General features: G+C 65.4%; 13 protein-coding genes. 5 read left to right on the forward strand and 8 right to left on the reverse strand.

Going from position 1 to position 15911, the window contains the following annotated elements:
• Positions 1–2: 2 nt before the first annotated feature.
• From B0G75_RS20910 to iolB, 5 genes are all read left to right on the forward strand, one after another.
• Positions 3–857 carry an ATP-binding cassette domain-containing protein gene (locus tag B0G75_RS20910; protein ID WP_258194600.1) on the forward strand — a complete coding sequence of 285 codons (855 nt, stop codon included), beginning with the start codon at positions 3–5 and terminating at the stop codon, positions 855–857.
• A gap of 64 nt (positions 858–921) precedes the next feature.
• Positions 922–2967: a 5-dehydro-2-deoxygluconokinase gene (iolC, locus tag B0G75_RS20915; protein WP_106309648.1), complete on the forward strand. Its 2046-nt coding sequence runs from the start codon at positions 922–924 to the stop codon at positions 2965–2967.
• The gene (iolD, locus tag B0G75_RS20920) at positions 2964–4937 is read left to right on the forward strand and encodes a 3D-(3,5/4)-trihydroxycyclohexane-1,2-dione acylhydrolase (decyclizing) (RefSeq protein WP_106309651.1); all 1974 of its coding nucleotides are present in this window, start codon (positions 2964–2966) and stop codon (positions 4935–4937) included. Before iolC ends, iolD begins: the two co-directional genes overlap by 4 nt.
• 10 nt (positions 4938–4947) lie before the next feature.
• On the forward strand, positions 4948–5865 hold the full coding sequence (gene iolE, locus B0G75_RS20925; protein WP_106309654.1) for a myo-inosose-2 dehydratase: 918 nt from the start codon (positions 4948–4950) through the stop codon (positions 5863–5865).
• A complete protein-coding gene (gene iolB / locus B0G75_RS20930) occupies positions 5862–6662 on the forward strand; it encodes a 5-deoxy-glucuronate isomerase (protein WP_106309657.1) in 801 nt (266 codons plus the stop codon). Before iolE ends, iolB begins: the two co-directional genes overlap by 4 nt.
• Before the next feature lie 41 nt (positions 6663–6703).
• On the opposite strand, the gene B0G75_RS20935 is transcribed toward iolB, so the two are convergent.
• The 8 genes from B0G75_RS20935 to B0G75_RS20970 all read right to left on the reverse strand — a co-directional run bounded on the left by B0G75_RS20935 (position 6704) and on the right by B0G75_RS20970 (position 15810).
• Positions 6704–9061 (reverse strand): hypothetical protein, encoded by a 2358-nt coding sequence (locus B0G75_RS20935; protein ID WP_106309660.1) that lies wholly within the window; start codon positions 9059–9061, stop codon positions 6704–6706.
• 391 nt (positions 9062–9452) lie between these two features.
• Complete coding sequence (locus tag B0G75_RS20940; protein ID WP_106309663.1) at positions 9453–10166, reverse strand: ABC transporter ATP-binding protein; 714 nt, start codon at positions 10164–10166, stop codon at positions 9453–9455.
• Positions 10163–10915: an ABC transporter ATP-binding protein gene (locus B0G75_RS20945; RefSeq protein WP_106309666.1), complete on the reverse strand. Its 753-nt coding sequence runs from the start codon at positions 10913–10915 to the stop codon at positions 10163–10165. The genes B0G75_RS20940 and B0G75_RS20945 overlap by 4 nt, the downstream gene beginning before the upstream one ends.
• A gap of 160 nt (positions 10916–11075) precedes the next feature.
• Positions 11076–12368 carry a branched-chain amino acid ABC transporter permease gene (locus B0G75_RS20950; protein WP_181309318.1) on the reverse strand — a complete coding sequence of 431 codons (1293 nt, stop codon included), beginning with the start codon at positions 12366–12368 and terminating at the stop codon, positions 11076–11078.
• Positions 12361–13299: a branched-chain amino acid ABC transporter permease gene (locus B0G75_RS20955; protein WP_106309668.1), complete on the reverse strand. Its 939-nt coding sequence runs from the start codon at positions 13297–13299 to the stop codon at positions 12361–12363. Before B0G75_RS20955 ends, B0G75_RS20950 begins: the two co-directional genes overlap by 8 nt.
• Positions 13300–13303: 4 nt before the next feature.
• Positions 13304–13753, reverse strand: a complete 450-nt coding sequence (locus B0G75_RS20960) for a thioesterase family protein (protein WP_106309671.1) — start codon at positions 13751–13753, stop codon at positions 13304–13306.
• 178 nt (positions 13754–13931) lie between these two features.
• Entirely contained in the window at positions 13932–14462 is a 531-nt protein-coding gene (locus B0G75_RS20965; RefSeq protein ID WP_106309674.1) for an NUDIX domain-containing protein, read from the reverse strand.
• Positions 14463–14778: 316 nt separating this feature from the next.
• Positions 14779–15810, reverse strand: coding sequence for a low specificity L-threonine aldolase (locus B0G75_RS20970; RefSeq protein WP_012433803.1), 1032 nt, complete (start codon positions 15808–15810; stop codon positions 14779–14781).
• Positions 15811–15911: the final 101 nt, after the last annotated feature.

Genomic DNA, 15911 nt, shown 5'->3' on the forward strand with positions numbered 1-15911 from the left:
ACATGTCCGATATGAATACCGCGGCGAACGCCTTGCCTGAATCGAACGCAAACGCGACCGCAGCCGCGCCGCAGGAAGACGTGATCCTCGCATTGGAGAACGTCAACAAATACTTCGGCAAGGTCATCGCGCTAAGCGGCGTGACCTTGCGCCTGAAACGCGGCGAGGTGCACTGCCTGCTCGGCGACAACGGCGCGGGCAAGTCGACGCTGATCAAAACGCTTGCCGGCGTGCATCAGCCCTCTTCCGGACAGTATCTGGTGGACGGCAAACCGGTGCTGTTCGAGTCGCCGAAAGATGCGCTCGATCTCGGCATCGCCACCGTGTATCAGGATCTCGCGCTGGTGCCGCTGCTCTCCGTGGCGCGCAATTTCTTCATGGGACGCGAGCCGCAAAAGAAGTTGTTCGGCTTCCTGAGCGTGATGGACCTTGAAACCAGCGCCATCACCGCGCGCGACAAGCTCGCCGAAATGGGCATCAACGTGCGCGACGCGCATCAGCCGATCGGCACCATGTCCGGCGGCGAGAAGCAATGTCTCGCGATTGCGCGTGCGATTCACTTCGGCGCACGTGTGCTGATTCTCGACGAGCCGACCGCCGCGCTCGGCGTCAAGCAGAGCTTCAACGTGCTCAAGCTGATTCACAAGGCGCGCGCCAAGGGCATTTCGGTGATCTTCATCACGCACAACGTGCACCACGCGTATCCGATCGGCGATTCGTTCACGGTGCTCAATCGCGGCAAATCGCTCGGCACGTTCACCAAGGAAACCATCAGCAAGGACGAAGTGCTCGACATGATGGCCGGCGGCGCCGAGATGCAGAAGATGATCGGCGAACTCGAAGGCGCGACGATCTGATTCATTCGCGCGCCGGCCCGGCGCAGTCGCGCCGGCCGCCGCGCTTAGCTATTCAGGAAACTTCATGGATCATTCCAGCACCTCCAGCGGCATCGCGTCCGCATCGGCTCCGGCCACCGGCAGCCGCTTCGCGCCGGGCCGCAGCCGCGATATCGTCTGTCTCGGCCGCCTCGCCGTCGATCTGTACGCGCAGCAAGTCGGCGCGCGGCTCGAAGACGTGTCGAGCTTCGCGAAGTATCTCGGTGGATCGTCGGCGAATATCGCGTTCGGCTGCGCGCGTCTCGGTCTCGCGTCGTCGATGCTGGCGCGCGTCGGCAACGATCACATGGGCCGCTTTCTCACCGAGACGCTCACCAGGGAAGGCTGCGACGTCAGCCACGTGCGCATCGATCAGGAGCGCCTGACCGCCCTCGTGCTGCTCGGCCTGAAAGACCGCGATACTTTCCCGCTGATCTTCTACCGCGAGAACTGCGCGGATATGGCGGTCGACGAAGCGGATTTCGACGAGGCCTTCATTGCATCGTCGAAAGCGCTGTTGATCACCGGCACGCACTTTTCCACCGAACAGGTGAACCGCACGAGCCGCCGCGCGCTGGACTACGCGCGCCGCAACCAGGTGCGCACCGTGCTCGATATCGACTATCGCCCGGTGTTATGGGGCCTCACCGGTAAAGCGGACGGTGAAACACGCTTCGTCGCGAGCGAAGGCGTCACCGCGCATTTGCAGCGCATTCTGCCGCTCTTCGATCTGGTGATCGGCACCGAAGAGGAATTCCGCATTGCCGGCGGCAAGACCGAACTAGTTGAAGCACTCGCGATGGTGCGCGCCGTCACGCCGGCCACACTGGTGCTGAAACGCGGACCAATGGGCTGCCAGATCATCGACGGCGCGGTGCCCGCCTCGCTCGACGACCTGCCGATTCACGGCGGCGTGGAAGTCGAAGTGCTGAACGTGCTCGGCGCGGGCGATGCGTTCGCCTCGGGCTTTCTCTCCGGATGGCTGCGCGATCAACCGCTCGAAGCCTGCGCGCGCATTGCAAACGCGAGCGGCGCGCTGGTCGTCTCGCGCCACGGCTGCGCGCCGGCCATGCCGACGCCCGCCGAACTCGACTACTTCCTGCGCGAAGCGAAAGCGGATCCGCAGCGCATGCGCCGCCCGGATCGCGACGCAACGCTCGCACGGCTGCATCGCGTCTCGCCGGCCCGCAAACAATGGGACGAAGTGCTCGGCTTCGCCTTCGACCATCGCAACCAGTTCTTCGAACTCGCGCAGCAAACCGGCGCTGACGATGCGCGCATTGCGCGCCTGAAGGGCCTGTTCGTCGAAGCCGTCGCGCAAACCGAAAGCGCGTTGGGTTTGCAGAACCGCATCGGCGTGCTGATCGACGACCGTTATGGCCAGGACGCGCTGAACGCAGCGACTGGGCGCGGCTGGTGGATCGGGCGGCCGGTGGAACTGCCGGGCTCGGTGCCGCTCGTGTTCGATCACGGCCGTTCGATCGGCACCACGCTGATCCCGTGGCCGCAGGAACATATCGTGAAGTGCCTCGTGCAGTTCCATCCCGACGAACCCATCGAGCAGCGTCTCGAACAGGAGGCGCAATTGCGCGCGCTCTACGACGCGACGCAAGCGAGCGGCCACGAATTGTTGCTCGAAGTGATTCCGCCGAAACACGCGCATCTGCCGCAAGCGCCGGATACCGTGTATCGCGCGTTAAAGCGCCTGTACAACATAGGCATCTATCCCGAGTGGTGGAAGCTCGAACCGATGGACGCCGCGCAGTGGCGCAACGTCGACGCGCTGATCGCCGAGCGCGATCCGTATTGCCGCGGCGTGGTGCTGCTCGGTTTGTCGGCGGCCGTCGAGCAGTTGGACGAAGGCTTCCGCGCGGCCGCGCAATCGGCGACGTGCCGCGGCTTCACGGTCGGACGCACGATCTTCCACGAGCCGAGCCATGCTTGGCTCGCCGGAGAAATCGGCGACGACGAGTTGATCGGGCGCGTGCGCCGCACCTTCGAAACACTGATCGCTTCGTGGCGTGCAACGCGTGGCGCAAGCACCGCGCAGTCCGGCGCACCGAACCCTGTCCATCAGGAGCAAGCCGCATGAATCAGCGCGTAGTGCATCACGACGCGGCGTCCGCCAACGACGCCAGCCACGCCAGCACGCGCACGGGTGGCACGGTGCGCCTGACGACCGCGCAGGCACTGGTCCGCTATCTCGCCGCGCAACGCGTCGCGACGGAAGACGGCGAAGGCACCGAGCCGCTGTTCGGCGGCGTGTTCGCCATCTTCGGCCACGGCAACGTGGCGGGGATCGGCGAGGCGCTGTATCAGCACCGCGACGAACTGCCGACCCTGCGCGCGCACAACGAACAGGCGATGGCGCACAGCGCGATCGCCTATGCGAAGGCGCATTTCCGCTGCCGCATGATGGCCGTCACGACGTCGATCGGACCGGGCGCCACCAACCTCGTGACCGCGGCGGCGCTCGCCCATGTGAACCGTTTGCCGGTGCTGCTGCTGCCCGGCGACATCTTCGTTTCGCGCGCGCCTGATCCCGTGTTGCAGCAGGTCGAAGACTTCCACGACGGCGGCGTCTCCGCCAACGACGCGCTCAAGCCCGTGTCGCGCTACTTCGACCGCATCGTGCATCCGGCGCAACTGCTGAATGCGTTGCCGCGCGCGGTGCGCGTGCTGACCGACGCCGCGTTGTGCGGGCCTGTCACGCTCGCGTTGCCGCAAGACGTGCAGGCGCAGGCATGGGATTTCCCGGTCGACTTCTTCAAACCACGCGTGGTCACGTTTCATTCGCCCGCGCCGCGCGCCGATGAAATCGAAGCCGCCATCGCGCGTCTGCGTCATGCGAAGCGGCCGTTGATCGTTGCGGGCGGCGGCGCGCTCTATGGCCGAGCAACCGACGCGCTGCACCGTTTCGCCACCACGCATGGCATTCCAGTGGCGGAAACCCAGGCCGGCAAAGGCGCGCTCGCGTGGAACGATCCGCTGAACGCGGGCGCGCTCGGCGTGACCGGCTCGCCCGCGGCGAACGCGCTCGCGCACGACGCCGATTGCGTGCTGGCCATCGGTACGCGCTTGCAGGACTTCACGACCGGCTCGAACACCTTGTTCACGCAGGCCGACGTGATCGCCGTCAACGCCAATGCGTTCGACGGTCTCAAGCATCGCGCGCAAGTGGTCGAAGCCGACGCGCGTCTCGCGCTCGAAGCGCTCGCCGACGCGCTGCAAGGCTGGCACGCGGACCGCGCGTGGACCGCGCGCGCGCACAAACTCGCGGCAAGCTGGCGCGATACGGTGAGCACGCTCACGCATGCGCCGCAGCGCGATACCGTGCTGCCTTACGAGGGCGATGTGATCGGCGCCGTGCAGCGTTCGAGCGCCAGTTCACCCGCGAACGATATCGTCGTCTGCGCGGCCGGCACCCTGCCCGCCGAATTGCACAAGCTGTGGCGCGCGGGCAGACCGGGCGCATACCACGTCGAGTACGGCTATTCGTGCATGGGCTACGAGATCGCCGGCGGACTCGGCGTGAAGCTCGCGCGGCCCGCGCGTGAAGTGATCGTGATGGTCGGCGACGGAAGCTATCTGATGATGAACAGCGAGATCGCCACCTCGGTGATGATCGGCGCGAAGCTGATCGTCGTGGTGCTCGACAATCGCGGCTATGGCTGCATCAACCGCTTGCAGCAGGCGTGCGGCGGCGCGCCGTTCAACAATCTGCTCGAAAACTGCATGCAAGGCCCGCTCGGCGCGCCGAAGATCGATTTCGCCGCGCATGCGCGAGCGCTCGGCGCGCAGGCCGAACACGCGGCGAATGTCGCCGAACTCGAAGCTGCTTTGGAGCGCGCACGCGCGGCGGATCGCACGTACGTGATCAGTATCGATACCGATCCCGCCCGCACCACCGACGACGGCGGCTGGTGGTGGGAAGTGGCGGTGCCGGAAGTCTCGACGCGCCCCGCCGTGCGCGACGCGCGCGCAAAATACGAAACGCAACTCGCGGCCCGCGCCGAACCTGCCGGCTCCGCGCACAACACCGGCTCCGCCGACAACGAATGAGGACGCCCGCATGACTGCTTTCGACGTACGTATCGGCATCAATCCGCTCTCGTGGATGAACGACGATCTGCCTTCGCTCGGCGGCGAGACGCCGCTCGAAGTGGCGCTGACGGAAGGCCGCGAGATCGGCTATCAAGGCTTCGAACTCGGCAACAAGTTTCCGCGCGAACCCCAGGCGCTGAAGACGCTGCTCGCTCAATACGATCTCGCGCTGGTTTCCGGCTGGTATTCCGGACGCCTCGCGCGACGCAGCGTCGAAGAAGAAATCGCGGAGGTCGGCCCGCATCTCGAACTGCTCGCGCAAAACGGCGCGACGGCGATGGTGTACGGCGAGGTCGCCGATTCGATTCAGGGCGCAGCGCAACCCCTTTACCAACGCCCGCGTTTTTTCAGCGAGAAGCAATGGGCCGAATATGCGGCCCGTGTCGACGAATTCGCGCGTTATACGCTGAGCCGCGGCGTGCGGCTCGCCTATCATCACCACATGGGCGCTTATGTCGAAACACCGGCCGATGTCGATCAACTGATGGCGCGCACCAGCGACGCCGTTGGCCTGCTGTTCGACGCGGGACACATCACGTTTGCCGGCGGCGATCCGCTCGCCGTGCTCGACAAGCATATCGGGCGCGTTTGCCACGTGCATTGCAAGGACGTGCGCCCCGCTGTCATGAAGCTCGCGCGCAATCGCAACTGGAGTTTTCTGGACGCGGTCATCGCCGGCGCCTTCACGGTGCCGGGCGACGGCGCGGTGAATTTCCCCGCGATCATCGAGCGCCTGAAGCGGCACGGTTATTGCGGCTGGCTGGTGGTGGAAGCCGAACAGGATCCGGTCGTGGCGCCATCCTTCGAATACGCGCAGAAAGGCTACAAGACGTTGCGCGCGCTGGTCGATGCGCCGCTCGACGGCACACAGCAGGAGGCAGCATGAGTTTATTGGTGAAGGCGCAGCGCGAAGGCCAGACAATCGCGCGAGTGACACCGGAGTCGGCGTGCTGGCGTTATGTCGGTTTTGCCGCCTACCGGTTGGGTGAGAAGGAAGTTGTGCACGTGTTCGAACCGTCGCGTGAAGTGTGCATTGTCGTGCTGACGGGCGCAGTGGATATCGAAACCGCGGACACCAAATGGAGTTCGCTGGGTTCGCGCGACAGCGTGTTCGAAGACGCCGCGCCGTATGCGGTCTATCTGCCGCCGAATGTGCGGATCACGGTACGCGCCTGCCGCGATGCCGAGATCGGCGTGGCGAGCGCACCGGCCAAAGGCGAATTGCCGGCGAGGTTGATCGAGCCGGGTTCGATGAAACGCTCGACACGCGGCAAAGGGCTGAATACGCGATACGTATGCGACATTCTTCCGCAGACCGAGCCAGCGGAGTCGTTGTTGGTCGTGGAAGTCAGGACACCTGGCGGACACGCTTCGAGCTACCCGCCGCATAAACACGATACCGACAATGTCCCGCACGAGAGCTCACTCGAAGAGACTTACTATCACCGGCTCGATCCGCCACAAGGGTTTGCGTTTCAACGCGTGTACACCGACATGCGCGACATCGACGAGTCGATGGCCGTCGAGAATCACGATGTCGTGATGGTGCCGCGTGGCTATCATCCGGTGATCGTGCCGTATGGGTACGACTCGTATTATCTGAACGTGATGGCGGGCGGACAGCGGGTCTGGCATTTCCGCAACGACCCGGCGCATGAATGGATCATCAATAAGGATGCTTGAAGTAGCAGCCTGTGCGGCGCTTTCGAGAAGCACCGCGCGGGCTATTTTCTAACGGCCAGATCGACATCCAGGCCGCCGTCTTCGCCCATCTTCACCGTTCCCTTCGACACGTCGTTGCGATAACCGTACAGATCGAACTTCATCACGCCGGGGTTCGAACTGTCCTTGATGAAGGTGCGCGTATTCGTCACCAGCGAGTTGAACATTTTCATGTCGCCGGACTCGATCCAGACGAAGCTCTTGCCCGCGCCGGCGGGCGGCCTCGCGGCGGCGACGTTGCCGTCGCGCTTGAACTTCAGCACGAGGCCTTCGTCGGTGACCGTCGCGCTGGCGAGACGCCCTTGCAAAACCGGCGGCGGAAACACGGTGTACTGGTCGAACACCAGTTCATTGCCCTTGAGCGCCACGCCCTTGCGCGTGAACGGCGTGAGCGACGCGAGCGGAATATCCAACGCGCGCAGCAAGCCGGCCTGCGGCACGCCGAGCACCTTCACCGACGTCGGCTCATACACGAGATGCCGCTCGTCTCTGGCGACGATCGTACCGCTCATCGTGGTCGGCAGCCAGACACCAGGAAAGTGATTCCATAACTTGATGCCGCCGCTCACTTCCAGCTTGCCGTCCACCGGCTTCAACTGCAAATCGTTGAGCGAGCGCGGCTCGTAGTCGAGCAGATAGTCGTTGAAAAGCGCCGCCATCGCGGGCCACGGCTCCACGACCTCGCCGCTTATGATGCGGATGTCGTACTGATCGGGATCGTCCAGGTCGACCGGTTGTCCCGGTTTTTTCGGCACCATCTGCGCGTCCAGCGTACGCACGTGAAAACCGATGCGCCCCGACACGTAGAAGTCGACATTCTCGACGTGAATCAACGGTGCGGGTCCCGACGAATGACGCTCGTCGGTGAAAGCCGAACCCGGCGTCGCCATACTTTGCCCCGAGAATGCCGCGCGCGTGCCGACTGGAATCGCGCGCGCCACCGCGGCGGTCCGCATCGTCTGCGGCGCGTGTTGCCAAACGAGCCGCGCCTGCGAGAGCGCGGCCTGCTGCGCGCGAATGAAGCTGTCGTTAAAGCGCGCGCTCGCGCTGCCTGTTTGCAAAGACGCGCCTTTGTCCGCGCTGGCTAGCGTTGTATATGACGGCAGATGCACGTCCAGCGCGCCCGCTTCGTCGAAGGTGAAATAGCCGGCCGCCATCTGCTCGCGATAGTGGTACAGATCGAGCACGAACGGCGCTTTGCCGTCGACCGGCGTGAGCGCCATGTCGATGTTCATCGGCATCGAGCGCATGAATTTAACGTCGCCGCCTTGCACCAGCATGCCGCGCGCGGGCATCGTCGCGGGCCAGACGATGTTCGGCACGCTCCGGTCGTCGAGCGTGAAGCGCACGCCCGCGGCGCTCGTTTCAATCTGCGTGATAGTCATATGCAACGCGGGCGGCGGCGTCAATTTGGCCACTTGCATCACGACGTCGTCGCCCTCCAGGCGCGCGATCGGCGTGTCCACTTTCAGCAGGTCGGCCATCTTCACATGCGCTGCCTGCATCAGCTTGTCGGCGCCGACGCCGGCCACTTCGACGTGATCGGCGTGAAAGACGAGTTCGTCGGGGTTGCGCATCGACAGCGATCCGCTCAGCACGATCGGCACCCAGGTCTCGCGATGCATTTCGCCGGTGATCCGCAGATTGCCGCCGTCCCGCGGCACCACGCGCATATTGCGCAGCGGCGAGCCCTGATACTGGAACAGGTAACGGTTGAAGATCGCCGTGAGCTTCGCGGTGTCGAGCGTCACATGGCCGCGGTGGACGTTGATCGTCACGCTGGTCGGATCGTCGAATACGATCGGCTGGCCGGGACGCGCCGGACTCAGCGTCGCCGCCATGTCGTGAATCATGAAGCCGATGTCGCCGGTCACGCGAAAGTCGACGTCGCGCGCGAACATCAGCGAGCCGTCGATGCCTGAATCGCGCAGCGTCAGCGGACGGCTGCGTTTCTCACTCATTCCGCTCGCCGATGGTACGCGCGCAGCGATGCTTTGCTCCACGGCGAGTTGTTTCGCCTTGGCGAGTTCGAGTGCGGGTTGCGTCGACGAGGCGGGTTGAGCGGCGAGCGCGGCGTCCGGCGATGTCGTGGCATTCGCGCGGCGGTCAGCGGTGCCGGCTTCGTTGCTTGACGCACTGGTTGTCGTGCTCGCGGGATTTGACGTTGCGGAGGCCGTGTCGCCGGTTGTCGAGCTGGCGTCGGCGCAGGCGGACATCAGCAGCGCGGCCGTCAACAGCGCGCCGCTCGCGCAAATCGGCGCGTACCACCATGCGAGCTTCGATTTCAGATCTTGCAGCGAGTGTGTCGACGTCCGCGGATCGTTCGCCGACGCCACATGCAATGCGCGTCTCTGTCTCATGATGTCTCCTCCTGAAGCCGTGACGCGTTCTTCGCGCGCCGGGCACGACATGGTTCGTCGCGCATACTGCGGCTTTAAACAGCAAGCCGCCGTCACGCGTCTTTATCCGATTGTCTTTATTTGTCAGCGCGTTGCCGACAAGATTTCTGGAGGACGCTCACCAAACGATCAAGCGTTTGAATCGCTGTGCCGGCTGAGCGGAGAGCCGCGTGCACGGGGCGTGAGCGACGCGTCGGCAAATGGGATTCAAACGGCACGATTGGCGCGATCCGAGCGCTCTGCGCGGATCGGGCGACGCCTTCGACACATGAGGCATTCGGCAAGGACAACACAACGGCCACCCATCGCCGCGCGGCGCCGCAATAAAACGCCGCTAGCGAACGTCGATCGATCAACCGACGCCAAGCCATTCCCGCATCACGTCCGCCCGCTGCACGAACGACGCGAGCGCGCCGTCGAACACGATTTCGCCGTGCCCCATCACCGCGACGCGGCTGGCGATGTCCTGCGCAATCACGAGACGCTGCTCGATCAGCAGCATCGCCACGCCGCGATCGCGCAAAGTCCGCAAGCACTGCGCGACCTGCTCCATCACGAGACTCGCGAGACCCTCGCCGGGTTCGTCGATAACGAGCAGATCGGGGTCGCCAAGGAGCGCGCGAGCGAGTGTCAGCATCTGCTGCTCGCCGCCCGAGAGCACGCCTGCGCGCGCGCGCTTTCGTTCGTGCAGCACGGGGAAAAGCGCGTAGGCATCGTCGAGGGTGAAGCGCGGCGCGCGGCCGCGATCCCGTGGCGCGATGCCGAGCTGCAGATTCTCGTGCACGCTCAGCGTCGGAAATACGTCGCGATGTTCCGGCACATAACCGAGTCCGAGACGCGCGATCTCGAAGGTGCGCAGACCGCCGAGCGGTCGGCCCGCGAAACGCAACTCGCCTTCGCTGCGCACGAGGCCCATGATCGCGCGTGCGAGCGTCGAGCGGCCCGAGCCGTTACGGCCGACCAGCGCCAGCACTTCGCCCGCTTCGATGCTGAGCGTGACGCCGTGCAGCGCCTGGCTCGCGCCGTACCACGCGTTCAGCGCGCGAATCTCGAGCAAGGCGCTCATGTGCCGAACCCTTCGCCGAGATAGGCGGCGCGCACTGTCTCGTCCGCGCGGATCGCCGCCGGCGTGCCGCTCGCGATGATGCGTCCTTGCACGAGCACCGAAATGCGATCGGCGATCGCGAAGACCGCGTCCATGTCGTGCTCGACCATCAACAGCGTGCGGCCCGCCGTGGTCTCGCGAATCAGTTCGATGGTGCGTGCCGCTTCCGCGCGATTCATGCCGGCCGTCGGCTCGTCGAGCAGCAAGGTATGCGCGCCGCCCGCGAGCGCGATGCCGAGATCGAGCGCGCGCTGCTCGGCATAGCTGAGCGTGCCGGCCTGAACGTGGCGGCGCTCGCTCAGGCCCACCGCGTCGAGCACTTGTGCGGCGCGCGCGTCGACCGTTGGCGAGCCGCTGAAACGCTGCCACCAGCGTGTGCGGTCACGCTCAGCCAGCATCGCCGCGCAGCGCAGGTTGTCGAACACGCTGAGGCGCGTGAACACGCTGGTGCTCTGGAAGCTGCGCGCAAGCCCGCGACGCGTGATCGCGGCCGGCGCGAGCCGCGTGATCTCGGCGCCGAACAGATCGATGCGCCCCGCGTTCGGCCGCGCACCGCCGGCGATCAGATTGAAGAGCGTCGACTTGCCCGCGCCGTTCGGACCGATCAGCGCGTGACGCTCGCCCGGTTGGATCGCGAGATCGACGCCGCGCAGAATCCGCGTCGAGCCGAAGCGTTTTTCGATGCCGTAGAGCGCGAGCGCGGGGATCATCGCGAGGCTCCGATGGTGGGTGTGGCGCTTGAGCGCGTGGCTGCGAGATGCGCTCGCGCGCGAATTGCCGGCAGTGAGATCGTCAAAGCACCGGCGGTGCGCGTGGCGCTTGAGCGCGTTGCGGCGAGATGCGCTTGCCTGAGAATTGCGAGCGCGGAGATCATCGCGAAGCTCCGGCGGTAGGGGTGACGTTTGAGCGTAACGCTGCGAGCAGCACTTGCGCGCGCCTCGCGTAATGCGCGGCCAGTCCTCCCAACGCGGCCAGCACAAAGACCGTGGCGCCGAAGTGAACCGGCGACGCGACGATCCACGACGGCACGCCAGGCACACTGAACACCGCGCCGTCGCCCGCGCCGAATTGCGCGGCGTAGGCCCATTGCACGGCGAGCACGGCGGCCACGCTCCACAGCAATGCGGCAACCGTGCCCCACCCATACGCAGCGCCACACCGGCGCCAGCCATGCGCGGCCACCCGCGCCATAAAACGCCGCGCGAAGCCCGCCAGTCCATCCGGCGACATCACCACGACCACGATGAAGAACAGCCCCAGATAGAACAGCCAGGCTCGCGTGGCGCTCGCCACCGCGACGCTGAAAAACGTCAGAACGACCGCGCCCGCGACCGGCCCGAAAAACGCCGCCGTGCCGCCGATCACCGTGGCGATCAACACCGCGCCCGAGCGCATCATGCCGACGCTTTCCGTCGACACCAGCTCCACATTGATCAGCGCCAACGTTCCCGCGATGCCCGCGAAAAACGCCGACATCACCACGACGCCATAGCGAATGCGACGCGGGTAGCAGCCGATCGCCGCGGCCCGCACGGGGTTGTCGCGTACCGCATTGGCAAGGCGCATGAAAGGCGTGCGCGAAAGCGCGAACATCGCCGCGCACGCGAGCAGGCACCACACGGCGATCAGCGCATAAGCCTCGCGCGCCGGGCCGAAGCTCCAGCTTCCCAGCGGCACGCCGCTCGCGCGATCGATCGCCACGCCCGCCTCGCCGCCGAACCAGTCGGGCAGCGTCCACGCCGCGGCCGCCACCAGTTCGCCGAGACCGAGCGTGATCATCGCGAAGGCCGTGCCGGCGCGCCGCGTCGATATGAAACCGAAAAGCACGCCGCACAGCGCACCGCCAATGCCGCCGACCAGCGGCAGCAGCGCGAGCGGCACGCCGATCCGGTTGAACACCTGCGCGGCCACCAGCGCGCCCAGGCCCGAGTAAGCGGCATGACCGAACGACAGCAGCCCCGTCTCGCCGAGCAGCAGGTTGTATGAAAGCGCGAACACGATCATCGTCGCGGTCTGCGCGAGATAGGCGAGCAGCCAGCTTTGCGGCCAGACGAAGGGCGGCACCGCAAGGAACAGAATCAGCGCAAGCCACGGCGCGAGCACGCGCCAACGCGCATGCGGCGCGGCCCTGGATTTCGCTGACGATTCGCCGGCTTCATGCATGATCGTCGCGCCGTCCGAACAGGCCTCGCGGACGCAGCGCCAGCATCGCCACCAGCAGCAGATACGGAATCAGCGGCGCGAGTTGCGCGAGCGTCAACGCGTCCCATTCGACGGGGAGCGTGGCGTCGAAAATCGACAGCACGTCGCCCAGCGACACATTGCTCGCCACGGCCAGCGTCTGCACGCAACCGACCAGCAGCGACGCCACCAGCGCTCCACCTAGCGAGCCAAGCCCGCCGATCACGACCACCACGAACACGATCGAGCCGAGCGACTCCGCCATCCCCGGCTCGATCACGAAGAGCGGCGCGCCGATCACGCCGGCCAGCGCGGCGAGCGCCGTGCCGGCCGCGAACACGCCGGTGAACACGCGCGGCACGTTGTGGCCGAGCGCTTCGACGGCGCTCGCGTGCGTGAGCGCGGCGCGCACGATCAGCCCCGCCTTCGACACGCGCAACACCGCGAACAGTACGGCGAGCATGGCGAGCGACACCGCCATCATGAACGCACGGTAGCGGGCGAACGCCGCGCCGTAGACGGTGAAGAGCGGCCCGTCGAGCACGGCGGGCACGGTCGCGGACAGCGGGCTCAGGCCCCAGCCGAGCTTGACCAGTTCGCCGAGCAGATACGCGGCGCCGAACGTCAGCAGCAACTCGGCAAGATGGCCCTGCACGCGCACGCGCCGTAACAGCCAACGCTCCAGCGCTGCGCCGATCAGCCCGACGACGAGCGGCGCGACGACCAGCGCGCTCCAGAAACCTGCGCGCGCCGCCACCGAAAATCCAACATACGCGCCGAGCATGTAAAAACTCGCATGCGCGAAATTCAGCACGCCGAGCATGCTGAAAATCAGCGTCAAGCCCGCCGACAGCATGAACAGCAGCAGGCCGTAACTGACGCCGTTGAGCAGATTGATAACGAACGACTGCACGCGCCTAATCCGGCTGTTCCGCGACGCTCAACGGTTCGAGCGCCGCGCGCAAGTCGGCGGGCAAATTCACCGGGCGCCGTGTGACACGATTTACATACACATGCACGAAGTGTCCTTGCGCGGCGGGTTGATCTTCGCCTTCCTTGAAGAGACCCACCTGATAGCGCACGCTCGACGTGCCGAGCCGTATCACGCGCAGGCCCGCGTCGATCCGCTCGGGAAACACCACCGGCGCGAAGTAGTTACACTGCGTCTCCACCACGAGGCCGATCGTCTCGCCCTGCTCGAAATCGAGCACGCCGGTGCGGAGCAGATACTCGTTCACCACGGTGTCAAAGTAGCTGTAGTAGACGACGTTGTTCACGTGACCGTAGACGTCGTTATCCATCCAGCGGGTAGGGATCGTCAGAAAATGCGGGTAGGCGCTGCGCGGGGCGGATGCGGGTTTGTTCATGCTGGCGTGGTCGTCTCGGGCGTTATCGTGAACGTTGTGCGGCGGGTTGTTTTCGTCAATGCGAGTCGGGTAGCATGCGCTGCGAGCGCCTTCGCTAACGGTGCATGATCAGGCCGGAAATATTAGCCGTGCCGCGCGACTCGCTCAGCACGGCTCATCGGCGAATTTGTCAGCCGGCTCACTGCCCCGGTCTTTCGACGAACTCGAACGGCAGGCCGCGCCGCCGCATCCATTCGCCGAGCGCCTGGCCTGTGCCCGCGCGCCACGGCCGCAATTTGGCCGGCTCGACCAGCCGGTACTCCAGCAATTCCGGCGACAACGCAATCGTGCCGTACGCCTTCACGTGATACGCGATGATCAGTTCGTTCTTGCGGATGAATTCGTACACGCCGATCAGTTCGACCGTCTCCGCGCGCAGCGAGGTTTCCTCGAGCACTTCGCGGGCAATGCCCTCTTCCGGCGTCTCGCCGTTTTCGAGGAAGCCCGTGATCAGCGCGAACATTCCCTCCGCCCAGGCGGCATTGCGCGCCAGCAGAATCTTGCCTTCGTATTCGACGATCGCCGCCACCACCGGCAGCGGGTTGTTCCAGTGGACGTAGCCGCACGTCGGATCAGGGCAGGTCTGGCGGACGCGGCCGCCTTCGTGTTCGGCGTCGGCGCGCTTGGTCAAAGGCGTCGCGCAGCGTGGGCAAAATCGGTATTCGGTCATGGCGAAGGGGACGTCTCGTTTGTCTTGTGTGATGGCTTGTAGCTTCCGGGTGTGACGCTCGGTTTGCGCTTGCCACTTTATTACGCGGCACTACGCCGGACTAGACGCGTGCAATAGCGGATTAGCGTGGCTTCTACCGCGTGGCATCCGGCATTCGCATTCCGCCCTGTTCGGCGCGCGCGATCGTGTCGAATATCGCCCTCCAGCCGGCGCGAGGATCGGTGCTTCGCGGGTCAGTGGACGATGCCACGCGATCCCGAGTTGCCGTTTCCGCGCGTTAGGTCGCGTGCTCATCCCGCAAAGTCCCATCGAGCACTCACGCCGCGCACAACTCGCGCACCTCGGCGGCGAACCGCTCGACCGTTTCCGGCTGCGTATCCCACGCGCACATCAGCCGGCATCCGCCCGCGCCGATGAATTCGTAGAACTTCCAGCCTCGCGCGCGCATGGCCTTGGCGGCTTGCGCGGGCAATTGCGCAAAGACCGCGTTCGATTCTCCGGGGAACATAATGCTCACGCCCGGAATTTCCTGCAACCGCGTTTGCAGCAGTTGCGCCATCGCGTTCGCATGACGGGCGTTGCGCAACCACACGTCGTTGTCGAGCAGACCGAGCCAGGGCGCGGAAATGAAGCGCATCTTCGAGGCCAGTTGGCCGGCTTGCTTCAGGCGGTAAGCGAAATCGTCGGCCAGCGCGCGATCGAAGAACACCACCGCTTCACCCACCGGCAAGCCGTTCTTGGTGCCGCCGAAACACAGCACGTCGACGCCCGCGCGCCACGTGATCTCCGACGGATGCACGTCCAGCGCGGCGACCGCGTTGGCGAAACGCGCGCCGTCCATATGCACTTTCAGATGACGCCGTTTGGCGATCGCCGCGATCGCCCGCACTTCCTCGACGCTGTAGACCGTGCCGACTTCCGTCGACTGGGTCAGCGTGACGACTTTCGGCTTCGGGTAATGGATGTCGGCGCGGCGCGTGACCACGGCTTCGATCGCATCCGGCGTGAGCTTGCCGCCGATGCCCGGCGCGGTCAGCAGTTTCGAGCCGTTCGAGAAGAACTCCGGGCCGCCGCATTCGTCGGTCTCGATGTGCGCGAGCTCGTGGCAAATCACCGAATGATACGACTGGCACAGCGACGCGAGCGCCAGCGAATTGGCCGCCGTGCCGTTGAACACGAAGAACACTTCGCAGTCGGTCTGGAACAGTTCGCGCAGACGGTCGCACACCTGGTTGGTCCAGGAATCGTCGCCGTAGGCCGGCTCGTGGCCGCTGTTGTTGGCGGCGATCAGCGCGTCGAGCGCTTCAGGACAGATACCGGCGTAGTTGTCGGACGCGAAATGTTGCATGGCGGGCGGCGCGTCCGGCGATGGGCGCGCTGGGATGACGGGAAAGCGGTCATTTTAGTGCGCGCTGCGGTTATTTGTTTTCCGGCGGTTGCAGCGTGGGC

Source organism: Paraburkholderia sp. BL18I3N2 (assembly GCF_003001875.1).
Lineage (GTDB): Bacteria > Pseudomonadota > Gammaproteobacteria > Burkholderiales > Burkholderiaceae > Paraburkholderia > Paraburkholderia phytofirmans.